Origin of the sequence: Polaribacter sp. Q13 (assembly GCF_016858305.2) — a bacterium.
Lineage (GTDB): Bacteria > Bacteroidota > Bacteroidia > Flavobacteriales > Flavobacteriaceae > Polaribacter.
The window spans coordinates 153,336-177,834 of sequence record NZ_CP074436.1 but is presented as its reverse complement, the minus strand read 5'-3'; the positions used below and the strand labels follow the sequence as shown (position 1 = coordinate 177,834).

Here is a 24,499-nt window from a genome sequence, read left to right as displayed (position 1 = left end):
AAAAGCAATGATTGTAAAATCGTTGCTTTTTTGTTACTTTGAAAATAGAATATTAGTCTAAATATTAATAATTATTCTATGAGATTAATTTACAAATAATCATGGCAAAATACAAAGCAGATTCAGAGAGATATAATAAAATGAACTATAGAAGAACAGGAAATAGCGGCTTGCTGTTACCGGAACTTTCTTTAGGTTTGTGGCATAATTTCGGTAAAAATGACGATTTTGACAATGCCAGAAATTTATTAAAATGTGCTTTTGATAACGGAATAACCCATTTTGATTTGGCCAACAACTACGGACCTCCTTATGGTTCTGCAGAAAAAACTTTTGGTAAAATCTTAAAAAAAGATTTTAAAAAGTACAGAGATGAATTGATTATTTCATCAAAAGCAGGTTATGATATGTGGGAAGGTCCTTATGGAAATTTTGGCTCTAAGAAATATTTAATTTCTAGTTTAGACCAAAGTTTACAAAGAATGAAATTGGATTATGTGGATATTTTTTATCACCACAGACCCGATTATGATACACCTTTAGAAGAAACAATGGGTGCCTTAGATTTAATAGTAAGACAAGGAAAAGCGTTGTATGTTGGTCTTTCTAACTATCAGCCTAAAGAAGCAGAAAAAGCGTTTAAAATATTAAAAGACTTAGGAACTCCTTGTTTAATTCATCAACCAAGATATAGTTTGTTTGACCGTTGGATAGAAGATGGTTTGATAGATTTATTAGGAAATTCTGGTGTTGGAGCAATTTGTTTTTCTCCATTAGCACAAGGTATGTTAACGGACAAATACATTAACGGATTGCCAAAAGATTCTAGAGCCGTGAAAGACGGACGCTATTTAAAGACAGATAAAGTGATGGAAATGCTTCCTCAAATAAATGCTTTAAACGAAGTTGCTAAAAGCAGAAATCAGAATTTAGCGCAAATGGCAATTTCTTGGATTTTAAAAGATGATAGAATTACGTCTGTACTTATTGGAGCAAGTAAAACCGAACAAATTTTAGATAGTGTAAAGGCTACTGAAAATACTACCTTTTCTGATGAGGAACTGACTACAATTAATTCCATTTTAGCTTAAAATAAAATGATAAAAGCTCCTTTAAGTTTTATAAACCTAAAAGGACTCTTTTTTTTATTATCACCGAACAGAAGATGATTATTTATTACATAAAAAAAGCTCCTTGTTAAAGGAGCTTTTCACTATTTATACTACACTCTTCCTTTTCCTAAACTCTTCCTTTTTCATACAATTTTTCTTATTCAGAAAGTTGATCATCTGCAAGTAAAGCAAAGAATTTGTCTAAATTTGGTAAAATTACAATTCTAGTTCTTCTGTTTTTTGCTCTATTAGCATTTGTAGTATTTTCTACTAAAGGCATTGTAGAACCTCTACCTGCAGCAATCAATCTACTCCCCTCAATATTATATTTACTTTCTAAAAGACGTACAATAGACGTTGCTCTTTTTACACTTAAATCCCAATTGTCTTGTACAACTGCATTGTTAATGGTTCTAGAATCTGTGTGTCCTTCAATCATAACATCCATACTTGGTTCAGATTTTATAACTGCTGCTAATTTTTCAATTAAACCATAAGCGCCACTTTTAACTCTATAACTAGCGTTGTTAAATAATAATTTATCAGAAACAGAAATCATCACTACTGTTTGATCTATATCAATATTTAAATCATCAGAATCTGTTAAATCAGATGAGTTAATTTTATTTTTTAAATTATACGCAATAGCAAGATTTAAAGAATCTTTTAATGTTTTTGCCTCAGAAAGTAATGCAGGATCTACTTTTGCTAAAGTTTCTCTCATTCTCTCTCTTGTCTTGTTAGATATTACAGCGGTTTTACCAACCATATCTAACTTTACATCGTTCGCATCTTGTAAGCTAGAATTGTTACTTTTTAATGAATTAATTTTTTCATTATAATCCGCTACTCTATTTTCAATTTTAGCAAATTTTCCTTCTAATGCTTCTTTTTCTAAAGTAGTTTTTTGAAGATTTCCTTTTGTATTAATATACTGGTTTTCTAGCGCAACATACTTTTTTTTAGAGACACAAGATGTTGCCAATAATGATATTGCTACAACCGGAATAATAAATTTTCTCATAATAGATTGATTTAAATTTTTATAACCGTTTAAAAGGTTATTTTGTTATTAAATGATACTGTTATAAATAAAACAACTCAGTTTTAAAAAACCCTACCATAAAAATCAACTTTTTTATAAAAAACAAAAAAAAGCCCATAAAAACTTAATTTTCATGGACTTATAATATTAAAAAAAATAAAAATTATTTAAGAGAACTCAAACTACTTTTTATGGTTTCTATTTTTGCAATAGTATCTGCTTCTTTCTTACGTTCTAAAGCCAACACTTTTTCTGGTGCATTAGATACAAAACGTTCGTTAGATAGCTTCTTTGTAATACCAAATAAGAAACCTTCTGCTCTTTTAAGCTCTCCTTCTAATTTCTTTATTTCTGCTTCTACATCTATATTTTCTATAGAAATTGGCACAAAGTATTCATTAGATTTTACTCTAAATGAAGCACCTTCTACTTTTTCTGAAACATAGTTTATAGTTTCGGTATTTGTTAATTTCTGAACTACAGCATCAAATTCTTTAGAACTCTTATCGTTATCAATAACAAATAATTCAATGGCATCTTTAAAAGAAATATTTTTATCTTTTCTGATAGTTCTTATACCTGATACTACATCTGTTGCAAATTCAAAATCAGCAATAATTTGAGTATCAAACTCTTTTAATACTGGATATTTTGCAATAATCAATGCTTCTTCTGGTGTTCTGTCTGCAATATATTGCCAAATATCTTCTGATAAAAATGGCATAAATGGATGCAATACTTTTAAGTTATTTTCTAAAACTTCAATAATAGCATCAAACGTAGTTTTATCTATTGGTTGTTGATAAGCAGGCTTCACAATTTCTAATAACCATGAAGAAAAATCATCGTTAATTAGTTTATAAATTGCCATTAAAGCATCAGACAAACGGTATTTAGAGAAATGATCTTCTATTTCTGCCAACGTTTTTTGAAACTTCGCTTCGTACCATTCTAAACCAATTTTAGAAGTTGCTGGTTGTGGTAAACTTGCATCAACTTCCCAACCTTTTATCAAACGGAAAGCATTCCAAATTTTATTTGCAAATCCTTTTCCTTGCTGACAAAGATCTTCATCAAACATTAAATCATTTCCGGCAGCAGAACTTAATAAAAGTCCAACTCTTACTCCGTCTGCTCCATAATCAGAAATTAATTTTAAAGCATCTGGTGAATTCCCTAAAGATTTAGACATTTTACGTCTTTGTTTATCTCTAACCAAACCAGTTAAATACACATTATTAAAAGGTTTTTCGCCTTTATATTCGTAACCCGCAACAATCATTCTTGCTACCCAGAAAAATAAAATATCAGGTCCGGTAACTAAATCGTTTGTTGGATAATAATATTTAATTTCTTCGTTTTCTGGATTTCTAATTCCATCAAAAACAGACATTGGCCACAACCAAGAAGAAAACCACGTATCTAAAGCATCTTCATCTTGACGAAGGTCGGACGCCGACAGCGAAGTATTTCCTGTTTTCTCTTTTGCTAAAACTAAAGCTTTTTCTCTTGTCTCAGCAACTACAAAATCTTCTTTTCCGTCTCCGTAGAAAAACGCTGGAATTTGTTGTCCCCACCAAAGCTGACGAGAAATATTCCAATCACGTACATTTTCCATCCAATGACGGTACGTGTTTTCAAATTTCTTTGGATATAAGTTAATCTCAGCATCTTCACCCAAAACTGCATCAATAGCAGGTTTCGCTAAATCTTTCATCTTTAAAAACCATTGATCAGACAATCTAGGTTCTATAACTGCTTTTGTTCTTTCTGAGGTACCTACTTTATGAACATGAACTTCAGTTTTTACTAAAATTCCTTTTTCTTCTAATTCTTTAGCAACTTCTTTTCTTACTACAAACCTATCTTTTCCTTGGTAATGTAATCCGAAAGAATTTAAAGAAGCATCTTCATTAAAAATATCGATAACCTCTAAATTGTGCTTATCACCTAAATTCTTATCATTTTCATCGTGTGCAGGCGTCACTTTTAAACAACCTGTACCAAATTCTAAATCTACATATTCGTCTTCTATAATAGGCACTACTCTATTAGATAAAGGTACAATTGCTTTCTTCCCTTTTAAATGCGTAAAACGTTCATCATTTGGGTTGATACAAATTGCAGTATCACCAAAAATAGTTTCTGGTCTTGTAGTAGCAATGGTTAAAGTATCTTCTGATCCTTCAATTTTATATTCTAAATAATACAAGTTTCCTTGTCTTTCTTCGTGAATTACTTCTTCATCAGAAAGTGTCGTTTTAGCTTCTGGATCCCAGTTTACCATTCTGTATCCTCTATAAATTAAACCTTTGTTGTATAAATCAACAAAAACCTTAATTACAGATTCAGACATTTCCGGATCCATTGTAAACGCAGTTCTTTCCCAATCGCAAGAAGCACCTAACTTCTTTAATTGTTCTAAAATGATTCCTCCGTATTCATCTTTCCAATCAAAAGCGTGTTGCAAAAACTCTTCACGCGTTAAATCGCTTTTACTAATTCCTTGTTCTTTTAACTTGGCAACCACTTTTGCTTCTGTAGCAATAGATGCATGATCTGTACCAGGAACCCAACATGCATTTTTACCTAATAAACGCGCACGTCTTATTAATACATCTTGAATTGTATTATTTAACATGTGCCCCATATGTAAAACGCCTGTTACGTTTGGTGGCGGAATTACAATTGTATAAGGTTCTCTTTCGTCTGGCGTTGAATGAAAATAGTTGTTTTTCATCCAGTAGTCGTACCATTTACCTTCTACTTGGCTTGCATCATATTTAGATGGAATTGTCATACTTTGGTATCGTTTTTGATATATAGTTTGCAAAAATACAAAACTCTAATTTGTCGAGAAAATTAGTAGTTGATTTTTTAAAACAAATTATTAATCATAAATTTACAGCATAAAATATTTAATTATGAAAACTTTCGGAACATTATTAGTAGTATTCTTTATTTCTTTTTCAATTAACGCACAAGAATTTAAATTTGAAAAAGAAACTATTGACTATGGTAAAATTGATAAAAGTTCTAATGGAGAAAGGGTTTTTGTCTTTACAAATATTGGAGATCAACCTTTAATTATAAAAAACGTTCAGTCTTCTTGTGGTTGTACAGTGCCTAAAAAACCAGAACAACCAATAATGCCAGGGCAAAAAGGAGAAATTAAAGTTTCTTACGACACTAAAAGAGTTGGCGGTTTTTCTAAAACCATTACTGTTTTTTCTAATGCTAAAACTGCTAGAAAAATGATTAAAATTAAAGGTTTTGTAAACAAAGCTATTTCTTTAGAAAAAGAAAAAAGTATTTTAACCGATATTTAAACTGTACTTTTTTTTCTAAACGAAAATCGAATTTCAATTTTAAGAGTATTTCTTAAATTTGGAATTCGATTTTTTTTGTACTCTAATTTACCCTTTTACAATTATTACCTAGCTTATTGTTCATAAAACACATTAAATATTATCCAAACCATTTTAAAATAGAAACCTTCAAACTTTTTTTAATAAAGTCGTCTAAATAAAATATATTTCGGAAATTCGCATGAATAACTTTAAAAAAAATATTTATGCCTGCAATATCTAAGAAAGGATTAAAAATGCCAGAATCGCCAATTAGAAAATTGGTGCCATTTGCGGAAGATGCTAAAAAAAGAGGCGTTAAAGTATTTCATTTAAATATCGGTCAACCAGATATTAAAACACCACAAGTAGCTTTAGATGCCGTAAAAAACAATAATATAACAACATTGGCATACGCGCGTTCTGAAGGATCTGAAGAATACAGAAACAAATTGGTTTCTTATTATAAAAAACACCAAGTTAACGTAACCGCAAACAATATTGTTGTTACTACAGGTGGTTCTGAAGCCTTAATTTTTACCATTGGAAGTATTACCGATCCGGGTGATGAAATTATTATCCCTGAGCCTTTTTACGCAAATTACAACGGATTTTCTACTGCTTCTGGAGTAAAAGTTGTTCCGGTAATTTCTAAAATAGAAGATAACTTTGCATTGCCAAAAATTGAAGATTTTGAGAAATTAATCACCAAGAAAACAAAAGCAATTTTAATTTGTAATCCTGGTAATCCTACTGGATATTTATACTCTAAAGAAGAAATTCAGAAATTAAAAGAAATTGTTTTAAAACACGATTTATTTTTAATTGCTGATGAAGTGTATAGAGAATTTACTTACGATGGTTTACAACATACTTCTGTAATGGCATTAGATGGTTTAGAGCAAAATTCTATTATTATAGATTCTGTTTCTAAACGTTACAGTATGTGTGGTGCAAGAATTGGTTGTATTGTTTCTAAAAATGACGACTTTATAAAAACAGCTATTAAATTTGCACAAGCACGTTTAAGTCCGCCAACATACGCTTTAATTGCCAGTGAAGCTGCATTAGATACACCTCAACAATATTTTGATGATGTAAAAGAAGAATATGTAGGCAGAAGAAATACTTTAATTACAGAATTAAACAAAATTGAAGGTATAAAAGTAGCCAATCCAAAAGGTGCTTTTTACTGTGTTGCCGAATTGCCTATTAAAGATTCAGATCATTTTGCACAATGGTTATTAGAAGACTATAACTTGAATAACGAAACAGTTATGGTAGCCCCTGCAAGTGGTTTTTATTCTACCGAAGGTGAAGGAAAAAACCAAATTAGAATGGCATACGTTTTAAACAAAACAGATTTAATTAGATCTGTAGAAATTTTAGGAGAAGCATTGAATGTATATAAGGATTAGTTGTTTACGGAGTTGGAGTTCATTAAAAACTAAAAGTTAGAAATAGAGTTTTAAAAACAAATCTGAATTAAAAAGCAGTTCAAAATTATTGAGAAACAAAACGGAAACTTGATAAAGTTTATAAAATATATTGAAAATTGATAGAAAGTTAATGGAAAAAGTATTTAAAACTAAAACGGGATTTTGTCATATTTTACCTGATAAAATTATTCTAACTAGAGGTGGAATAATTGGAAATGTTGCAAAAGTTGCTGTTGGAAAAAACATAACTCGAATTTTAATAATTTATGGTGGAGTTTCTGCCTTCTTACTCTATTCAGCATTTGATAGTTTTCAAAAAAATCAAGTTCCTATATCTATATTTTATTCAATAGTTGGTTTGTTTCTTATTTATGGAATATTTACGAGCCTGAATAATTCAGCAACATCAATAATTGAACGAAATGATATTAAGAGTATCAAATTTAAAAAAGCAATATTCGGAATAACTCGCTCTCGGTTTGAAGTTCTTTTTATAGACCAAAATAGAAAAATTAAGAAGCGTATAATAATGTTACCAGGTTCTATGAAGAATGGAAAGAAAGAAACTGAAAATGCGAAAAAAATAATGAAAGAAGAGAAATTATTGAATGAATAAAATTAAGAAACACCAACAACTAGTATAATTAATTGTTAGGTTTTACCTTGCTGCTATCGCTCGTTTTTAACGAGAGCCAGCAAAGATTGGTTAAACAAAGCGATACTAGTCGTGTAAAACGAGCATTAGCAAGTAACAAAAAACGATAGAACTTTACAGAAAAACAAATGAATATTCTAGAAAACACATCCCTAAAAAATTATAATACATTTGGAATTTCGGTAAATGCCAAACGTTTTATTTCTATAGATTCTGTATATCAATTGCAACAACTTTTAAAAGTTGAAAAAGACCTTTTTTTAATCTCTGGAGGAAGCAATATGTTGCTAACTAAGGATATTGAGAAATTAGTGGTCCATATAGATATTAAAGGAATTTCTATTGATAATGAAGATGAAAACGCTGCTTATATTACTGTAAATGCTGGCGAAAATTGGCACGATTTTGTATTGTGGTGCGTTTCTGAAAATTATGGCGGAATAGAAAACTTATCTTTGATTCCAGGCAATGTGGGCACCTGCCCTATTCAGAATATTGGAGCTTATGGTGTAGAAGTAAAAGACACTATTACAAAAGTAGAAGCACTAGATATTGAAACTGGTAAATTGGTTCAGTTTTCTAATGAGGACTGTAATTTTGGCTACAGGAATTCTATTTTTAAAAATGAAGTAAAAGGAAAATATATTATTACTTCGGTGAGTTTTAATTTGACAAAAACCAACCATCTTTTAAACTATTCTTATGGAGCCATTAATACTGAATTAACATCTAAAAATATTACAAACCCCACTTTAAAAGATATTTCTGAGGCTGTAATTGCGATTCGAAAATCGAAGCTTCCAGATCCTAAAGAAATAGGAAATAGCGGTAGTTTTTTTAAAAACCCTGTAATTGCTAAATCTCAATTTTTAGAGCTACAAAAGAATTTTCCTACAATTCCTAGTTATAAAATATCGGATACCGAAGTTAAAGTTCCGGCAGGTTGGTTAATAGAACAAGCTGGCTTTAAAGGAAAACGTTTTGGTAATTATGGTGTGCATGAAAAACAAGCTTTGGTTTTAGTAAATTACGGAAACGCTACTGGAAACGAGATTTATCAGCTTGCTGAAAAAATAAAAGAAACCATCTTTAAAAAGTTTGGTATCGCTTTAGAAATTGAAGTGAATATTATTGCATAAAAAAGAAGTCATCTAAAAAGTAGCATTTTTGTCAATCTGAATTATTTATTTCAGATTCTTATAAACATTGAAATTCCGTAGTTTAAGATAATGAAACGAGTTCAGCATGACAAGCTTATCTTTTTTAGACAGACTCTTTTTAAAAATTACTGCTCTAATTGCAGCGTTTTAATATCAGCAATTAATTGTTTTACAGAATTTTTATTTAAACCGTTATAAATACCTCTAATGTGTTTTTGCTTATCGATAAGAATAAAGTTCTCCGTATGTAAAAAATCATCGATTCCTTTTGGTTCTCCTAAGTCTTCTTCAACAAAATAAGACTGTCTACCTAAATCGTAAATTTCTTTTTTATCACCTGTAACCAAATGCCAATTCTCACCAATATTTTTATCTATTGCATATTTTTTTAATTGCGCTACAGAATCGATAGAAGGAGTTACTGAATGAGATAACATTAAAACACTAGTATCATCTTTAAAAGCATCTTGTACAAGTGTCATGTTTTTTGTCATCATTGGACAAATACCAGGACAAGTAGTAAAGAAAAAATCTGCAACATAAATTTTATTCTCAAATGTTTTCTGAGTGATATTTTCTCCATCCTGATCTGTTAAACTAAATTCTGGAATGGTGTGAAAAGATTTTAATTCATCACTATTAGCATCTATCCATTTTGGAGTAAAAGAAGCTCCGTTATAATAAGGCAAAGCATCTACTCTACTTAAAACGGTTTCTTTCTTTGTATTTTTACAACTGATTGATATTACTATAATCAATAATAAAAAAAATCTACTTACTCTTTTCTGCAACTTTTTCATCTTTTAATTGGTAACATAAATTTGCTCTTTGTAAGCCAAAAGTTCTTCCATTTTTAGCTTCATAATTAACGTAAATTTTTCCGTTTTGCAACCAAGCTTGTTGCAAACCATTTTCTTTTCCGTCTGTTAAATTTTTCCGTTTTGCTAATTGCCCGTTTATAAACCATGTTTTTTGAATTCCATGCTTTTTTCCGTTGACATAATTAGATTCTAAATAAATATTACCATTTTTAAAATAATGCAACTTTAAACCATGTAATTTATTTTGAACATAATGTGCTTCCATTTTTATAGTTCCATCATCAAAATATTTAAACATTTCCCCTTGCCTTTTTCCATTAAAAAAACCAGTTTTTTCAGATAAAACTTCATTCTTATTATAAGTAATAGCATAGCCATTAAAAGGTTGGTCTTTGTAAAACCATTGTCCTTTTAGAGGATTCAATATTACTTGTTCTTTGGGAATAAGAACGTTTACAATTTCTATAGTATCCGTAATAGATATGTTTTTGGTAGTCTGTTTATTACAACTACCAAAAACACATATAAATACTAAAAAAATATATTTATCTAATTGCATTAGGTGTTCCTTTATATGGGCCAGGAAAAACAAGATATCTTCCTGTTGTTGTATATAATTCGTTAATAATATGATAATGATATTCTGCTATTGTTGTATGTTGTGTTGTACTTGTATGACCGCCAGAAGTATCTAAATCTGTAGGATAGGTTCCTGTAGAATTACATTTTCTTCCATAGATAAAAAAACCATCAGAAATAATACCATTTAATTTATCATCGTCATCAGAGAAAGCTAAAGGCTCTAAATGATAGTGATAATCTGTTGGGCCAATATGTGCACCCGAATAATCTAAACTTCCTGCTGCAGCATCTAAAGCACCATTTCCTTCTTGATCATTATAAAGATAAGCACCACTTACAGCAATACCAATTGCACCTAATTGTGTTGCTGTTGTTGCACTTGCTAAACTAGCATTTTGAGAGACCGTTAAAGTACTTGAATTATCTCTATTAGAAGTATCAATTCTAGTTGGTGTCATTTGAGCTTCACTTGTAACTGTTGGAGCTATATATAATGGGTGACTTTCGCTCCAATAAGGGGTTTTGTGATTTGGTAAACCTGTAGTTTCTATTACTACATTTGATCCTGAAAGATAAATTGTTGTTTCGTCTACATCAAACTCTGCAAAAGCATTATGTAATGTACCTGTTGTTTCTTCTTGTTCCACTACTTCTTCTACTTCTTCCGTAAGGTTATCATCTGCATCTGAGCTACAAGAAACTATTCCTGTAAAAAGTATTGCTAAAAGTATTGTGGTTTTGATAAATTGGTTTTTCATTTTTTAATGGTTTTTTAGTGTTTTATATTTAGATGCTTAATTAAAACAAAACTTGCGTTTTATTTTTTTTAATTGTGTTTAAGTAATCTTTGTTCTCGTCTTTGCCCAACATTTCCCAATTCCTCTTTCGTTAAAAAGCCGTCTTTATTGGTATCAACTTTAGAAAACTGTAGTTTTAACGGACCTTTTACTTCGGTTTTAGATAATTTACCGTCTTTGTCTGTATCCATCATTTCTAACAACTCATTAAAGTTTTTACGCGCTCCACCATTTCTGTCTTCATTTCCATTTCTAGATGGTCCTCGGCGCTCTTCTTGTTTTACTTCTCCCATTAAACAACGGCTTACATACGGAAACTCATTTGTTACTAAATACATGTACTTACCGTCAATTGTAATACCGTTACATTCATCTAAATCTCCTGAACCCACGATATACTCAAAATCAGAACCAAAAGTTCCATCATGATCATCGTTCACATCCATTTTTATGGTTTGCTTAGGATTTGTATAAACACAATCTTCTCCTTCTCGGGTGCCCTCTAATAATTTATAACTTGGTTTATAAACGCTACTTTTAGAATAATAAATAGGAAATCCATCATGTGCAAAACCAACGTGTACCAAATCTTTTCCTGCATCAAACTCTTCAATTACAGAGGTTGGAGTACCATGATAATGATATTCTCCTGTAGGTTGCACATGTGCATGGTTAAAATCGAGACCTAAATCTATCTTGTCTTGAAAAGCTTCTACTCTATAATTCTCACCTGTTTCACAAACCACCACTTCTGCGGTTCCGGGTTCAAATTTTACACCATTTAAAGCAATACCTGGCTCTCTAACCCAAGTCGGTTTTCCTGTATATTTTGGATTTAAAGTAAATGTGTATGCTTTGTCTTGAGCAGAAATTGTATTCGGATTTCCTTTTCTTGGAAAAGCTCCCGTTCTATGATTTGGCAATGCATTTGTTACCATTTTACGTTCACCTCCTTTTACGGTTACTACTGTTTCTGTTCCATAAATGGGACTACTTAAAACATAGGAATCAAAATAATCTGTTTTTACATCTGTATGACTTTCTGTTTCATCTTTATGAATGAGTGCACTATTTGTCACTTTACTTTTACATCCTAATAAAAGAACGCTCGCTATTATTGGAATAAAATATTTTTTTATCATCTTAAATGGTTTTATAAAAGTTTAGATGTCTTATTTGATAAAAACTTGCGTTTTTTAACTTTAATCGCAGTGTGATAGCCAAGGTTTAATTCACCGAGGCTTGATTCGAAATGAAAAGTATTTGTTTTGGCTGCATACTAGCTATCCTTATCTAGGTTGTTGATTTAACATAAAAAAGCCTCGCAATTGCTCACGAAGCTTTTCATTATTAACCAAATTCAAATACTTTTTTATTTAATCTAAATAACTTTCTACTGCTGCTTTTCTAGAGCTAACATGACTTTTTAATTGACTAATAGCAGACTGAAAACTTGAACTGTTACTTAAAAAAGTATAGCCAGATACTTCTGCATTTGCATATTCCTCCACTAAAGCCGCATAGCTTGTATACAATGCTTGCATTGTACTTTCTTCAAATGAATTCTCTACAACTTCTTTTACATACGCATCATATTTTGCTTTGTAAACATCATCTTGATATAAATACCCTATAATTGGCCATTGTGCAGCATTTAATTCAGAGAAATTTAAAGACAAAGCACCTTGTCCATTTCCAGTTTCTAAAGCTTCATTATTATCCCAAGGAATCCAAGTTAATTTACTAGTATCAGGATCATTATATAAGAAGTAATTATGTGTCATTCTACCATAAGTATCCCAATTTTGAATAACGGTATTTACTGCTAAATATTTTAAGAATACATCTGTATCAAAAACGGCATCTAAACTTGCTCTCCAAGCTGCAGGGTCTGTAGTTCTAGTTCCATCATGTAAAACAGTTAACAAGCTTTGTACATCAGAGAAATCGGCTTCATCCTCGTTATTTTTCTTTACATATTCATCTTCATCAAAAGTACCGCTTGCAAAAGTAGCTGCATCACCATCTGGTTTGTATAAATTTCCGTTATCATCAGAAAATTGAGTGTCTAACACAGAACCATCTACTTCTTCTACCAAAGTGTACAATCCAAAATATTGAGGTCCATCTCCATGATCTACATAAACCGTATAAAAAGCGGTGTGAGATGCTGCTAAACCAGCATTTCTAAACACATCTGCTGCTACTTTTTCTCGTAACATAGAAGCATCATTATAATTGTTTTTAAGACTTAGCTTTTTAATTCCGTAAAAACGTTGATTTTTTATCTGCGGATAATCATCTTCAAATTCATCAAAATCTAATTTGAATGATAATTTTAAAATACCTGCTTCCCAGCTAGATTTTAAACTAGAATTCCCCTTAAAACGCAAACCTACACGATACCATTCTTTGCCTTCGTAAAAAACTTCTCCGGGTACAAAAATTGGGTCTTCATCTATACCTGCAGTAGCACCACCTGGACCACCTGCTCCAGGTCCTCCAGCACCTGTAGAAGTCCCTCCAAATGTTCCATAAAGATTTGTCATATCATCTAACATTGTTTGCCATCTTTCTTCCGTAATTACAAGATCTAATCTTTTTACCGTATTATCTTCAAACACTTCCTCTAGATTAGGATCTACATCTTTACTATGTGTTTCGCTAGTCCAATCTGTAGCTTCAAAATCTGTATCATCTATTACTATAGCAACTTCAGTATCATCTTCTTCTACAACATCTGTAACATCCGCAACATCATCACTCGTACACGAAAAAATAATGAGTATAATAAATAATGAGAACAGTTGAGTTTTAAAATTTTTCATAATTGATTGATTTTTATTTTTAATTTCTTGGTCTTTGTTTTCTTTCTGGTTTCGGTGCATTTTTTATTTCTTTTTCTGATAAAAAACCATCTTCATCTGTATCAATTTTTTTAAAATCTTTTGCTAAAGGCCCTTTAACTTCTTTTAAAGAAATTTTACCATCTTCATTTGCATCCAAATCTTTAAGAAGTTGCTTAAAAGTTGGAGGTCCTTTTGGACGCTCATCAGAATTACCTGCCTGTGCAAAAGTGGATGCAGACAATCCTAAAGAAACGATTATAACTGCTAAAATTTTATTTGTTGATTTTTTCATCCTAAATCTATTTATTAAGTTTATAAAAGTTTAGATGTCACTCTTTTTAAAAACTTGCGCACGTTAACTTTATTTTAACATTTAACATAAATAGCTAATTATAAAAACCTCTAAAAATCAATTAAATACAAATAAATACGTTGATTTATTTTATCAAAAAACACTATAAAAATTATATGTATGTGAAATAAATGCATATTGTATTTATAATTCCATAAAAAAAATATTTTTTTATGTGAATAACTTAATTTTTACACCAATTAAATGAGGGTAAAATACCTATATATTAAGGTAATATTAAAGAAGTTTTTACCATCCTTTTTTTTAAAATTTATACTCTAATTACTATTTTAATATATACTATGAATTGTTCAAACATTTCCATGATGAAAACCAAATTTTTATTAAGTATTTTTTTATTATCCGTCTTCGTTTCCTTTACGGGATTCGCTCAAAAGAAAAAACAACCAAATGTCTTATTTATCGCTGTTGATGATTTAAAGGCAGAACTTGGAACTTATGGTTCTAATGTTGTTTTATCACCGAACATAGACAAGTTGGCTAGTGAAGGTATTCAATTTAATAAAGCCTATGTACAACAAGCTATTTGTGGTCCTTCTAGAGCAAGTATTCTAACAGGTGCTCGTCCAGAAACGATTAACGTTATCGATTTATTTCAAGATTTTAGAGCCAACAGACCTGGTATTGTAACTTTACCTCAACATTTTAAAGAAAATGGATATGAAACGGTATATCTTGGAAAAGTATTTCATGGTCAATATACAGACGATGAAATGTCTTGGAGTAGAAAACCTATAAAAGTAAAGGTAAATGCAAATGTGCCAAAAACTTCTGGTGGTTATGCACTTCCTGAAAGTCAATTAATGTATTTAAAAAATAAAATAGCTTTAGACGCTAAGTATGGAGAAAAAATGATTCGTGAGAATTGGCTAGCAAAAGGTCCTGTTACAGAAAATGCAGATGTACCAGATGAAACTTATGAAGATGGATATAATACGCTTTCAGCAATTGCAACCTTAAAAGATCTGGTTAAAAAAGATGACAAACCATGGTTTTTAGCTTTAGGATTTAAAAAACCTCATTTAGATTTTATTGCTCCAAAAAAATATTGGGATATGTATAATGAAGCGGATATACCAATCGCTACACAAGTAACTCCTCCAAAAGATGGTGCTGCGATGGGCTTATCTGAATCTTTAGAAGTCCGTGTTTCTGCAGATATGCCTAAAACTGGAGATTTTAGCATCCCTTTACAAAAAAAATTACGTCATGGTTATTATGCTTGTATTAGTTATGTAGATGCTCAGGTAGGTAAAATGATTCAAGCCTTAAAAGATTCTGGAGAATATGAAAACACCATTATTGTTTTTTGGTCTGATCATGGGTTTAATCTTGGAGAAATGGGATATTGGGGTAAAGCAACTAATTACGAAATAGCTACCAGAGTACCTTTTATTATTTCTGCACCTGGAGTAACTGATAAAACAAAAGGCCAAAAAGCAAATGCTTTGGTTGAGTTAATTGATTTATACCCTACGCTATGTGATTTAGCTGGTTTATCAATACCTAGTAATTTAGAAGGTAAAAGTTTAGTGCCAATCTTAAAAAGACCAAGTAGCAAATCTCAAAAACCTGCTTTTAGTTTATTTCCAACACCTGCTTTAAGAGAATGGGCAGCAAGACCATTTACACCTCCTTTTAGAACTAGTTTTTTTAAGCCTTTAATTGTAAAAATAGAGAATAAAATTAAAGCTCAAATGGGAGATAAATGGAATAGAAAAACTTTTGAGCAGTTTGTAATGGGCTACGCTATGAGAACTGATGATTACAGAATTGTAGTTTGGAAAGACAGAAGAAAACCTAAGGATACACCTTTATTTATAGAACTATACGATCATAAAAATGACCCGAATGAATCTATAAATATTGCCGCTCAGAACCCTGAAATTGTAAAAGAACTTCTTAAGGAATTTAATAAAACCTATTAGAAACTAATTCAATAACAAAAAGAAAATCCAAAGTTTAATTGCTTTGGATTTTCTTTTTTTATAACTTTCTAAAATATTATCTTCTAGGTGGCATTCCTTCATTTCCATGAGGCAACATTCTTCCATCATTTCTAGGAGGTGGCATTCTTCTATTATTTGGGGGTCTTTGGTCTCCTCCTCTTATTGCTTCTTTAATTATTTCATCAAACTTTATTGCTTGTTCCGTTGTACAAATGACTCTTACTTTATTAAAAAAAGAAAAAACTTCAGCGTCCTTTTTAGCTTCTAAAAGCCCTATTTTAACCGTTAATGAATCTATATTAAAGTCTTTTTTATTAAAAGAACTAAACAAAACATCTTTTTGATCTTTTATAGTATCTTCTAGACTCATCATAAAATCTCTATGATCTGCATCTAAAGCTTTAAAGTCTTCTTTTTGAGTTTTAGAAAATTGTAATTGATCTGTCAAAAAATTTTCTTGCGGATTATTTCTTTGAATTTCATGAGGTCTTTTTACCAACATAAAGATTAACACTCCATTTAAAAGTATTAATAAAAATAATAAAATAGGAAGTAATTTTGATTTCATATTTTTTAATTTAAAATTGAGCTGCTATCTGATTGTAATGAATACTCTTTTGCAAAAGCTTCAATACTAGAATTAGAATTGGCACTTTTATCTGAATTATTAAAAGCATAAAAAATAGTACCTAAATTTAATAACAAAACAACACTTAAAGTAGCCAATTGCAGTTGGGGTGTAAACCAAGAAAAAACAGATTGTTTTTCTACTTTTTCTGCATCTAACTTTTGTAATATTTTATGCTTAAAAAAGTGATTTACATCTACCTTTTCAATAGCATCTAATGACTTAAAAGTATCTTCTACTTGCTGGTTTATATATTTTTTATTTTCCATTTTACTTATTCTTTACACAATTACTATTTATTTAGATGCAATAATTTATAAAAACTTGCGCTGCCTTCTATTTTTTTTTAATAGATTTATTGCTATTTACTAATTATTGTAAAACTTTTATTTATTCCTATAATTTAAAAGAATTAAGAGTTTTCATTCTTATAAAAATTCTCTAATTTATCTTGTAATCCTTTTTTTGCTCTAAACATTAAAGACTCTACAGACGATAAGCTTTTACCTGTTATCTCTACAATTTCTTGATAACTTTTATCATCAATTTTTGCTAAGGTAAAAACCACTCTTTGAGCTTCTGGCAAAGTATTTATCGCCTTAAAAATAATTGCTGATTTTTCTTGATTCTCTAATAAAATTCCTGGATGATTTACTTCTGTAAAGTAACTCGTCTTATCTAATGGTATTTCATTTCCTAAAATAGTTTGCATAAAAGCAAATCTCTTTTTTGTATTCTTTTTTCGGATAAACTCTAAACACTTATTGGTTGTAATTTTATAAATCCAAGTAGATAACTTAGAATCTCCTTTAAATTTACCAATTGATTTAAAAACTTCTAAAAAAACTTCTTGTGCTACATCTTCTGCATCTTCTTTATTTGGGATAAAAGAAATACAGGTACCAAAAACTTTATGCTGATAATCATCTATTAATTGACTAAAAGCAGTTTGTTTTCCGGCTTGTAATTGAGTTATAAAAGTTTCTTCGTTCAAAAGGTAGTTTAACAAAAAGTAAACATACAAAAAAAGACTGCTTCTTAAAACAGTCTTTTCTAATTATTATGTATTTTTAATTTATTTTGTCATGGTAACAACACGTTGTGGTAAAGGAGCCTCGTAACCTGCCTTACCTAGTGCTTCTACAATTTCTTGTCTTGTATCCCAATAAACCTCCCAATAGTTTTCACAATTCGCATATGGCAAAGCCAATAATTCAACACTATTTTGCCCTAAATTATTAACGGCAACTCTTGGTGCACTAGCTCCTTCTTGTAAAACATGTGTATCTTTCTTAAGAACATCTAATACAATTTGTTTTGCTTTCGCAATATCTGAACCATATCTAATTGCAAACGGCATATCGATACGTAAATTTCCTATTTTAGTTAAATTAGTAATTTTATTAGAAGTAATTGCAGAGTTTGGTATAATCTCCGTTTCATTTTGAAACGTTTCTATAACAGTAACAAAAACAGAGATTTCTTTTACAAAACCAAAAGCGCCATTTGTTTTAATTAAATCTCCTACTTTAAAAGGCTTAAAGATAAGTAGCATTATTCCTGATGCAATATGCCCCAAAGAGCCATTAAATGCTGCACCAATTGCCAAACCAACACCTGCTAATAAAGCTGCAAAAGAAGCCATTGGTAAACCAACAATACCTGCAATAGAAATAATTAATAAAAGTTTTAAAATAAAACCGATAGTGGTTAATAAAAAAGGCTGCAAAGTTTCATCTAATTTTGTTTTTTCAAACGCTTTAGAGATTCCTTTCATTATCATTCTAATAATCCAAAGACCAATAACTAAAGCTGCAATAGCTCCTATTAATTGAAGTCCCCAGTCTCCTAAACCAGATGAAATTGAGTTGTAAAAATTTTTTAAAGATTCAGTTGTTGTTTCCATAGTATAAATATTATTTAATTAATCATTTATTTTCAAAATTATGACACATAATTTTTTAAAAAGTCACACTTTAAATATTGTCTATAGTTTTTTTAAGACAGCTTAAGAATATGTATCTTTGTTCCACAATTTTTTATTATGAAATTATTATTTATTACTATAGGTTTATTAGCACTAGGTGTTGCTGGTATTGCAATTAAAATTTGGGCAAAAAAAGATGGTAAATTTGCAGGTACTTGTGCAAGTCAAAACCCTGTATTAAATAAAACGGGAGAACCTTGTGGTTTTTGTGGTAAAGCACCAGACCAGTTTGATACTTGTTCGGAACCAGAACATAATTAATCCTCTTTTTAGTCAATGATATTAACTGTACTCTTCTACTTTTTTGTAGCATTTACAGCAATTCAAATTATTTACTACCTTGTTTTTTCTTCTTTCTTATTTAAACCTAAAAAAGAAAAAATAACGGATAGTAATGTTCCTTTTTCTGTAATTGTCTGTGCCAAAAACGAAGCTAAAAATTTACAAGATTTTTTGCCTTCTATTATAAATCAAGATTATCCTAATTTTGAAATTGTTTTAATAAATGACGCTTCTTCTGACGACACGTTAGAAATAATGCAATCTTTTGAAAAACAACATTCGAATATTAAAGTAATTAATGTAGAAAATATTGAGGCTTTTTGGGGAAATAAAAAATATCCTTTAACTTTAGGAATAAAAGGTGCAAAAAACGAACATCTATTGTTTACAGATGCCGATTGTAAACCTGTGTCTAAACATTGGATTTCTGAAATGGCTAAAAATTTCAATAAAGAAAAAACCATTGTTTTAGGTTATGGTAAATATAAAAGAGAAAAATCCTTAATAAATTTATTTGTTAGGTATGAAACTTTGTTAACAGCCATTCAGTATTTTAGTTACGCCAAATTAGGCTCTCCATATATGGGCGTTGGCCGAAATTTAGCGTATCACAGATCGGAGTTTTTTAGCGTAAAAGGATTTATAAATCATATACACATAAGATCTGGTGATGATGATTTATTTATACAAGACGCTGCAAATAAAGAAAATACAACTATTTCAATATCTGAAAAAAGTTTTACGGAATCTATTGCTCCAAAGAATTTCACAGAATGGTTTCGACAAAAAAGAAGACATATTTCTACAGCAAAACATTATAAAAACCAACATAAATTCTTTTTAGGGCTATTTTTCGTTTCTAAAGTATTGTTTTATCTTTTAGCAATTACCTTGTTTTTCTTTTATCCATGGCAACTTATTTTAGCAATATTTTTAACGTATTATTTAGTTCAATTTATTGTGATAGGCATGTCTTCTAAAAAATTAAAAGAACCAACAATTACTTATTTATTACCTTTTTTAGAAATTGGCCTACTAATATTTCAATTTTCAATATTTATCACTAATTTGTCGTCAAAACCAAATCATTGGAAATAAACGATAATAAACTTCAAATAAACATCTCTAAAGCTAAAAATGGAAATCAATCTGCATTTAGATACTTATTAGATACCTTTTGGTCTGATGTTTATAATTATCAATTAAAAAGAACTAAAAGCGAAAACGAAGCAGAAGATATTACCATTCAAACTTTTTCTAAAGCTTTTGATAAAATTAATACTTTTAATGAACAATACGTTTTTAAGACTTGGTTAATTGCCATTTCTAAAAATGTTCATATTGATTTACTTCGAAAAAAAAGTATTTCGATAGCTGCAGACACCTCTAAAGAACAAGAAGAGAAAGCGTATTTAGTGGTTGATGAAAGCCCTACACCTGAAGACAAAATTATTACCGAACAGAATTTAGCAAAATTGTTAAGAGATATTAAACAATTAAAACCTAAATACCAAGAAGTAATACAGTTGCGTTATTTTCAAGAATTATCTTATAAAGAAATTTCTGAGCAAATTAACGAACCAATGAACAACGTAAAAGTAAAATTGTTACGTGCAAGAAAATTATTAGCAGAGATTATCAGAAAATCTTAAGCTTTGAAAAAATCATTCTTGCAATCTTTAGGACTAGGATTATTATTTGCAGGAGCAGCAATTTCGGTTTCGAATTTAGTACAATTTACAAGAGTTGGAGCAGAATGTGGTTTTGAATTATCTTCTTGTTTTGTAGTACATTTTTAATCTTAAAATACTTTATGGAGGATATGTGTATTCTTATAAAAACGGCCACAATATTATCCTTTTTAACAGCACCTTTTTATGCCGTTGTAAATTTCAAATTAATTACAGGGAAACATACTCCAAAAGAACATCAACCAGAAATTTATTTAAGAATTTTAAGTATTATTGGTATTGCTTTTTTAATAGGGTTAGTATTTGGTTTTTAATGAGTTTAAAAAAATATTTTATACCTTTAAGAGAAACAAATTGCGATGACTTCTAAATTAAAAAACACTACGCTTTCTAAAAAAGAAAAAAATAAATTAAGATTAGCTATAGTAATTTCTGTAATTGCTTTTTTCATTTTAAAAGAGATCTTTACGAATTGGGAACATTTTAAAGTTGGAATATCGGGTGGTTTTTAATAAAAACAATTACCTCCCATTCATTCTAAGCAAGCAGAATAATTACTTCGGATATTAACCACTCATTTTTACTTTTTTCTTTGTAAATTCGCACTTCAATTCAGAAATAAAATGGCAATAGAATCCGTAATACTTCCAGAAAAACAACAAAAACCAAAATGGCTACGTGTAAAACTACCCGTTGGTAAAAAATATACTGAATTAAGGAGTTTGGTAGATAAATACAAACTGAATACCATTTGTACAAGTGGAAGCTGCCCAAACATGGGAGAATGTTGGGGAGAAGGAACTGCTACATTTATGATTTTAGGAAATATATGTACTCGTTCATGTGGTTTTTGTGGTGTTAAAACCGGAAGACCAGAAACTGTAGAATGGGATGAACCAGAAAAAGTAGCACGTTCTATTAAGTTAATGAGTATAAAGCATGCAGTAATTACTTCTGTAGATAGAGACGATTTAAAAGATGGTGGTTCTATTATTTGGGCAGAAACTGTAGAAGCAATTCGTAGAGCAAACCCAAATACTACTTTAGAAACTTTAATTCCAGATTTTCAAGGAAACACAAAACAGATAGACAGAGTTATAGAAGTACACCCAGAAGTTGTTTCTCATAATATGGAAACGGTTAGAAGGTTGACTCGTGATGTTAGAATACAAGCAAAATACGATAGAAGTTTAGGTGTTTTAAAATACTTAAAAGAAAACGGAATGAGAACTAAAACAGGTTTAATGCTTGGTTTAGGAGAAACGGAAGAAGAGGTAATACAAACGATGAAAGATATACGTGAAGCAAATTGCGATATTATTACCATTGGACAATACTTACAACCTACTAAAAAACACTTACCTGTTAAGAACTTTATAACACCAGATCAGTTTAAAAAATACGAAACTTTAGGTTTAGAAATGGGCTTTATGTATGTAGAAAGTGGTGCGTTAGTACGTTCTTCTTACAAGGCACATAAACACGCTATATAATATTTTTAAGTAGACAAAAGTTTAACTGAAATAGTTACATATTTAGTCTCTTCTAAAAATAAAATTAAACGATTCTCAATAGAGAATCGTTTTTTTGTTAAATAAATAAAAAATCACTATTTTATTATCATATATGTATCTAATATTTTATTTTTGCAAAATCCTTGAAAAAGGAATTTGAAAGCAACTTTGTAAACTGTTTTCATGTTTAAATATTTGAATTTATTTTAAAAAAAACCATCTCATTGAGATGGTTTTTTTTATGAAAAAGAAATAAGCTACTTTAAAAATTTCATTTTTTATTTTTTCAGAAGTTTAACTTAATTTAAACTGATTGGAAGTGTTGTCTGTTACTCGTGCTTTTAAAGCTCTATCACCTACAAAGAACACTTTATGATCATCACCAATGTAAGCCCTAATATATTGCAATTTCATTATTAAAAAAGAAACTTAACTTCTTTAAAGAAAACACCTTTACTAAAAAAATAGTTGCAGTATTTGCGAAACTTGTGTTGTTAAAAACTGTAAGAATAGTGTTGTTGAACAATCTCGATTAGAAAAACAAAATAAATACAAAGACATTGAAATTACAGTAGCTAATATTATTAACTTTTACATCTAAAAGTTTCTTATTTTAGCAATTGAAAATAAACATTTTTATGGATATCAACTTCAATAAAAACGAAGATTACAATAAATTGTTAGCATCAGACCTAAAACGAAGATTTGCAAAAGTAAAACTAGGTGGTGGTCAAAAAAGAATTGACAAACAACACGGAAAAGGTAAAATGACCGCAAGAGAAAGAGTTGACTACCTATTAGATAAAAATTCTAAATCTATAGAAATTGGTGCTTTTGCTGGTGAAGATATGTATACAGAACATGGAGGCTGCCCTTCTGGAGGCGTTGTGGTAAAAATAGGATACATAAAAGGAAAACAATGTATTGTTGTTGCAAATGATGCTACTGTAAAAGCAGGAGCTTGGTTTCCTATTACTGGAAAAAAGAATTTACGAGCACAAGAAATATCCATAGAAAACAGATTACCAATTATTTATTTAGTAGATTCTGCTGGTGTTTATTTGCCTTTGCAGGATGAAATTTTTCCTGACAAAGAACATTTCGGACGTATTTTTAGAAATAACGCGGTGATGAGTAGCATGGGTATTACACAAATTTCTGCGGTTATGGGCAGCTGTGTAGCTGGTGGAGCTTACTTACCAATTATGAGCGATGAAGCAATAATTGTAAATAAAACAGCTAGTATTTTTCTTGCTGGAAGTTATTTGGTTAAAGCTGCCATAGGAGAAAGTATAGACAATGAAACTTTAGGTGGCGCAACAACACATTGTGAAATTTCGGGTGTTACAGATTACAAAGCCAAAGACGATAAAGATGCGCTTGATAAAATAAAATTTATTGTTGATAAAATTGGTGATTATGACAAAGCTGGTTTTAGTAAAACCGAAGCTTTTCCTCCAAAAGAAAATGAAGATGATATTTTCGGAATCCTTCCGAAGGAAAGAAACGCGCAATATGATATGTTAGAAATCATAAAGCGTTTGGTAGATAACTCTGAATTTGAACAATACAAAGAAGGCTACGGAAAAACCATTTTAACCGGTTATGCAAGAATTAATGGTTGGGCAGTTGGTATTATTGCCAATCAACGTAAATTGGTAAAAACCCAAAAAGGAGAAATGCAATTTGGCGGTGTTATTTATAACGATTCGGCAGATAAATCTACTCGTTTTATTGCCAATTGTAATCAGAAAAAAATACCTTTAGTTTTCTTACAAGACGTTACTGGTTTTATGGTAGGCTCAAAATCTGAACACGGAGGTATTATAAAAGACGGTGCCAAAATGGTAAACGCAGTGAGTAATTCTGTAGTACCAAAATTCACCATTATTATTGGTAATTCTTACGGAGCAGGTAATTATGCCATGTGTGGTAAAGCTTATGATCCAAGACTAATTGTTGCATGGCCAAGTGCAGAACTGGCTGTAATGAGCGGAAATTCAGCAGCTAAAGTTTTACTACAAATAGAAACAGCATCACTTAAAAAACGTGGCGAAGAAATAACTCCAGAAAAAGAGACTGAGTTATTTAATAAAATAAAATCGCGTTACGACAATCAAATCTCTCCATATTATGCAGCTGCAAGAATCTGGACAGATGGTATTATTAACCCGTTAGACACAAGAACTTGGATTTCTATGGGAATCGAAGCTGCAAACCACGCTCCTATTACAAAACAATTTAATATGGGTGTTTTACAGGTTTAAA

The 24,499-nt window shown here is 30.2% G+C and carries 26 protein-coding genes; 14 read left to right on the top strand and 12 right to left on the bottom strand.

Annotated elements, in window-relative coordinates:
* The first annotated feature begins 101 nt into the window (after positions 1-101).
* Complete coding sequence (locus tag JOP69_RS00830; protein WP_203394444.1) at positions 102-1,091, top strand: aldo/keto reductase; 990 nt, start codon at positions 102-104, stop codon at positions 1,089-1,091.
* Positions 1,092-1,269: 178 nt separating this feature from the next.
* On the opposite strand, the gene JOP69_RS00825 is transcribed toward JOP69_RS00830, so the two are convergent.
* Positions 1,270-2,136 carry an OmpA family protein gene (locus JOP69_RS00825; RefSeq protein WP_203394445.1) on the bottom strand — a complete coding sequence of 289 codons (867 nt, stop codon included), beginning with the start codon at positions 2,134-2,136 and terminating at the stop codon, positions 1,270-1,272.
* Between the two features lie 184 nt (positions 2,137-2,320).
* Positions 2,321-4,957 (bottom strand): valine--tRNA ligase, encoded by a 2,637-nt coding sequence (locus tag JOP69_RS00820; protein WP_203394446.1) that lies wholly within the window; start codon positions 4,955-4,957, stop codon positions 2,321-2,323.
* A 124-nt stretch (positions 4,958-5,081) separates the two neighbouring features.
* Here JOP69_RS00820 and JOP69_RS00815 point away from each other — a divergent pair, with 124 nt between their 5' ends.
* From JOP69_RS00815 to murB, 4 genes are all read left to right on the top strand, one after another.
* Entirely contained in the window at positions 5,082-5,486 is a 405-nt protein-coding gene (locus JOP69_RS00815; RefSeq protein WP_203394447.1) for a DUF1573 domain-containing protein, read from the top strand.
* 245 nt (positions 5,487-5,731) lie between these two features.
* Positions 5,732-6,922, top strand: a complete 1,191-nt coding sequence (locus tag JOP69_RS00810) for a pyridoxal phosphate-dependent aminotransferase (protein WP_203394448.1) — start codon at positions 5,732-5,734, stop codon at positions 6,920-6,922.
* 151 nt (positions 6,923-7,073) lie between these two features.
* Positions 7,074-7,559, top strand: a complete 486-nt coding sequence (locus JOP69_RS00805; RefSeq protein WP_203394449.1) for a phosphoribosylaminoimidazolesuccinocarboxamide synthase — start codon at positions 7,074-7,076, stop codon at positions 7,557-7,559.
* 167 nt (positions 7,560-7,726) lie between these two features.
* Positions 7,727-8,737, top strand: coding sequence for a UDP-N-acetylmuramate dehydrogenase (gene murB / locus JOP69_RS00800; RefSeq protein WP_203394450.1), 1,011 nt, complete (start codon positions 7,727-7,729; stop codon positions 8,735-8,737).
* Positions 8,738-8,883: 146 nt separating this feature from the next.
* Here murB and JOP69_RS00795 read toward each other — a convergent pair whose 3' ends face one another.
* The 6 genes from JOP69_RS00795 to JOP69_RS00770 all read right to left on the bottom strand — a co-directional run bounded on the left by JOP69_RS00795 (position 8,884) and on the right by JOP69_RS00770 (position 14,099).
* Positions 8,884-9,558 (bottom strand): SCO family protein, encoded by a 675-nt coding sequence (locus JOP69_RS00795; RefSeq protein ID WP_203394451.1) that lies wholly within the window; start codon positions 9,556-9,558, stop codon positions 8,884-8,886.
* A complete protein-coding gene (locus tag JOP69_RS00790) occupies positions 9,530-10,138 on the bottom strand; it encodes a toxin-antitoxin system YwqK family antitoxin (RefSeq protein WP_203394452.1) in 609 nt (202 codons plus the stop codon). The genes JOP69_RS00795 and JOP69_RS00790 overlap by 29 nt, the downstream gene beginning before the upstream one ends.
* The gene (locus JOP69_RS00785) at positions 10,125-10,919 is read right to left on the bottom strand and encodes a YHYH protein (protein WP_203394453.1); all 795 of its coding nucleotides are present in this window, start codon (positions 10,917-10,919) and stop codon (positions 10,125-10,127) included. Before JOP69_RS00785 ends, JOP69_RS00790 begins: the two co-directional genes overlap by 14 nt.
* Positions 10,920-10,987: 68 nt before the next feature.
* Complete coding sequence (locus tag JOP69_RS00780; protein ID WP_203394454.1) at positions 10,988-12,100, bottom strand: YHYH protein; 1,113 nt, start codon at positions 12,098-12,100, stop codon at positions 10,988-10,990.
* 234 nt (positions 12,101-12,334) lie between these two features.
* Entirely contained in the window at positions 12,335-13,786 is a 1,452-nt protein-coding gene (locus tag JOP69_RS00775; RefSeq protein ID WP_203394455.1) for a CotH kinase family protein, read from the bottom strand.
* A 19-nt stretch (positions 13,787-13,805) separates the two neighbouring features.
* Complete coding sequence (locus JOP69_RS00770) at positions 13,806-14,099, bottom strand: EF-hand domain-containing protein (protein WP_203394456.1); 294 nt, start codon at positions 14,097-14,099, stop codon at positions 13,806-13,808.
* A gap of 383 nt (positions 14,100-14,482) precedes the next feature.
* Between JOP69_RS00770 and JOP69_RS00765 the strand changes: the two genes are divergently transcribed.
* A complete protein-coding gene (locus JOP69_RS00765) occupies positions 14,483-16,108 on the top strand; it encodes a sulfatase (protein WP_252191156.1) in 1,626 nt (541 codons plus the stop codon).
* A gap of 76 nt (positions 16,109-16,184) precedes the next feature.
* Here JOP69_RS00765 and JOP69_RS00760 read toward each other — a convergent pair whose 3' ends face one another.
* The 4 genes from JOP69_RS00760 to JOP69_RS00745 all read right to left on the bottom strand — a co-directional run bounded on the left by JOP69_RS00760 (position 16,185) and on the right by JOP69_RS00745 (position 18,663).
* Positions 16,185-16,697, bottom strand: a complete 513-nt coding sequence (locus JOP69_RS00760) for a hypothetical protein (protein WP_203394457.1) — start codon at positions 16,695-16,697, stop codon at positions 16,185-16,187.
* A gap of 5 nt (positions 16,698-16,702) precedes the next feature.
* Positions 16,703-17,026, bottom strand: coding sequence for a hypothetical protein (locus JOP69_RS00755; protein ID WP_203394458.1), 324 nt, complete (start codon positions 17,024-17,026; stop codon positions 16,703-16,705).
* Between the two features lie 143 nt (positions 17,027-17,169).
* A complete protein-coding gene (locus JOP69_RS00750) occupies positions 17,170-17,751 on the bottom strand; it encodes an RNA polymerase sigma factor (protein ID WP_203394459.1) in 582 nt (193 codons plus the stop codon).
* Positions 17,752-17,832: 81 nt separating this feature from the next.
* The gene (locus tag JOP69_RS00745; protein ID WP_203394460.1) at positions 17,833-18,663 is read right to left on the bottom strand and encodes a mechanosensitive ion channel family protein; all 831 of its coding nucleotides are present in this window, start codon (positions 18,661-18,663) and stop codon (positions 17,833-17,835) included.
* A 138-nt stretch (positions 18,664-18,801) separates the two neighbouring features.
* Here JOP69_RS00745 and JOP69_RS00740 point away from each other — a divergent pair, with 138 nt between their 5' ends.
* The 8 genes from JOP69_RS00740 to JOP69_RS00705 all read left to right on the top strand — a co-directional run bounded on the left by JOP69_RS00740 (position 18,802) and on the right by JOP69_RS00705 (position 24,498).
* Positions 18,802-19,005, top strand: a complete 204-nt coding sequence (locus JOP69_RS00740) for a membrane or secreted protein (protein WP_203394461.1) — start codon at positions 18,802-18,804, stop codon at positions 19,003-19,005.
* A gap of 15 nt (positions 19,006-19,020) precedes the next feature.
* Positions 19,021-20,124 (top strand): glycosyltransferase, encoded by a 1,104-nt coding sequence (locus JOP69_RS00735; RefSeq protein WP_203394462.1) that lies wholly within the window; start codon positions 19,021-19,023, stop codon positions 20,122-20,124.
* Positions 20,115-20,678, top strand: a complete 564-nt coding sequence (locus JOP69_RS00730) for an RNA polymerase sigma factor (RefSeq protein ID WP_203394463.1) — start codon at positions 20,115-20,117, stop codon at positions 20,676-20,678. The genes JOP69_RS00735 and JOP69_RS00730 overlap by 10 nt, the downstream gene beginning before the upstream one ends.
* 3 nt (positions 20,679-20,681) lie before the next feature.
* A complete protein-coding gene (locus tag JOP69_RS00725) occupies positions 20,682-20,825 on the top strand; it encodes a hypothetical protein (protein WP_203394464.1) in 144 nt (47 codons plus the stop codon).
* A gap of 23 nt (positions 20,826-20,848) precedes the next feature.
* Positions 20,849-21,031, top strand: a complete 183-nt coding sequence (locus tag JOP69_RS00720; protein WP_215602638.1) for a hypothetical protein — start codon at positions 20,849-20,851, stop codon at positions 21,029-21,031.
* 45 nt (positions 21,032-21,076) lie between these two features.
* On the top strand, positions 21,077-21,229 hold the full coding sequence (locus tag JOP69_RS00715) for a hypothetical protein (RefSeq protein WP_203394466.1): 153 nt from the start codon (positions 21,077-21,079) through the stop codon (positions 21,227-21,229).
* A 111-nt stretch (positions 21,230-21,340) separates the two neighbouring features.
* Entirely contained in the window at positions 21,341-22,210 is an 870-nt protein-coding gene (gene lipA, locus JOP69_RS00710) for a lipoyl synthase (RefSeq protein ID WP_203394467.1), read from the top strand.
* A 659-nt stretch (positions 22,211-22,869) separates the two neighbouring features.
* Positions 22,870-24,498 carry an acyl-CoA carboxylase subunit beta gene (locus JOP69_RS00705; protein WP_203394468.1) on the top strand — a complete coding sequence of 543 codons (1,629 nt, stop codon included), beginning with the start codon at positions 22,870-22,872 and terminating at the stop codon, positions 24,496-24,498.
* The last annotated feature ends 1 nt before the right edge of the window (position 24,499 follow it).

Bases quoted from the DNA above. Each gene is read 5' to 3' on its own strand.
- JOP69_RS00720 (WP_215602638.1), top strand. From the start codon at position 20,849: ATGTGTATTCTTATAAAAACGGCCACAATATTATCCTTTTTAACAGCA.
- JOP69_RS00805 (WP_203394449.1), top strand. From the start codon at position 7,074: ATGGAAAAAGTATTTAAAACTAAAACGGGATTTTGTCATATTTTACCT.
- JOP69_RS00760 (WP_203394457.1), bottom strand. From the start codon at position 16,697: ATGAAATCAAAATTACTTCCTATTTTATTATTTTTATTAATACTTTTA.
- JOP69_RS00830 (WP_203394444.1), top strand. From the start codon at position 102: ATGGCAAAATACAAAGCAGATTCAGAGAGATATAATAAAATGAACTAT.
- JOP69_RS00745 (WP_203394460.1), bottom strand. From the start codon at position 18,663: ATGGAAACAACAACTGAATCTTTAAAAAATTTTTACAACTCAATTTCA.
- JOP69_RS00740 (WP_203394461.1), top strand. From the start codon at position 18,802: ATGAAATTATTATTTATTACTATAGGTTTATTAGCACTAGGTGTTGCT.
- JOP69_RS00785 (WP_203394453.1), bottom strand. From the start codon at position 10,919: ATGAAAAACCAATTTATCAAAACCACAATACTTTTAGCAATACTTTTT.
- JOP69_RS00755 (WP_203394458.1), bottom strand. From the start codon at position 17,026: ATGGAAAATAAAAAATATATAAACCAGCAAGTAGAAGATACTTTTAAG.
- JOP69_RS00810 (WP_203394448.1), top strand. From the start codon at position 5,732: ATGCCTGCAATATCTAAGAAAGGATTAAAAATGCCAGAATCGCCAATT.
- JOP69_RS00775 (WP_203394455.1), bottom strand. From the start codon at position 13,786: ATGAAAAATTTTAAAACTCAACTGTTCTCATTATTTATTATACTCATT.
- JOP69_RS00815 (WP_203394447.1), top strand. From the start codon at position 5,082: ATGAAAACTTTCGGAACATTATTAGTAGTATTCTTTATTTCTTTTTCA.
- JOP69_RS00715 (WP_203394466.1), top strand. From the start codon at position 21,077: ATGACTTCTAAATTAAAAAACACTACGCTTTCTAAAAAAGAAAAAAAT.
- JOP69_RS00735 (WP_203394462.1), top strand. From the start codon at position 19,021: ATGATATTAACTGTACTCTTCTACTTTTTTGTAGCATTTACAGCAATT.
- JOP69_RS00780 (WP_203394454.1), bottom strand. From the start codon at position 12,100: ATGATAAAAAAATATTTTATTCCAATAATAGCGAGCGTTCTTTTATTA.
- JOP69_RS00770 (WP_203394456.1), bottom strand. From the start codon at position 14,099: ATGAAAAAATCAACAAATAAAATTTTAGCAGTTATAATCGTTTCTTTA.
- JOP69_RS00795 (WP_203394451.1), bottom strand. From the start codon at position 9,558: ATGAAAAAGTTGCAGAAAAGAGTAAGTAGATTTTTTTTATTATTGATT.
- JOP69_RS00765 (WP_252191156.1), top strand. From the start codon at position 14,483: ATGATGAAAACCAAATTTTTATTAAGTATTTTTTTATTATCCGTCTTC.
- JOP69_RS00820 (WP_203394446.1), bottom strand. From the start codon at position 4,957: ATGACAATTCCATCTAAATATGATGCAAGCCAAGTAGAAGGTAAATGG.
- JOP69_RS00790 (WP_203394452.1), bottom strand. From the start codon at position 10,138: ATGCAATTAGATAAATATATTTTTTTAGTATTTATATGTGTTTTTGGT.
- JOP69_RS00825 (WP_203394445.1), bottom strand. From the start codon at position 2,136: ATGAGAAAATTTATTATTCCGGTTGTAGCAATATCATTATTGGCAACA.
- JOP69_RS00705 (WP_203394468.1), top strand. From the start codon at position 22,870: ATGGATATCAACTTCAATAAAAACGAAGATTACAATAAATTGTTAGCA.
- murB (WP_203394450.1), top strand. From the start codon at position 7,727: ATGAATATTCTAGAAAACACATCCCTAAAAAATTATAATACATTTGGA.
- lipA (WP_203394467.1), top strand. From the start codon at position 21,341: ATGGCAATAGAATCCGTAATACTTCCAGAAAAACAACAAAAACCAAAA.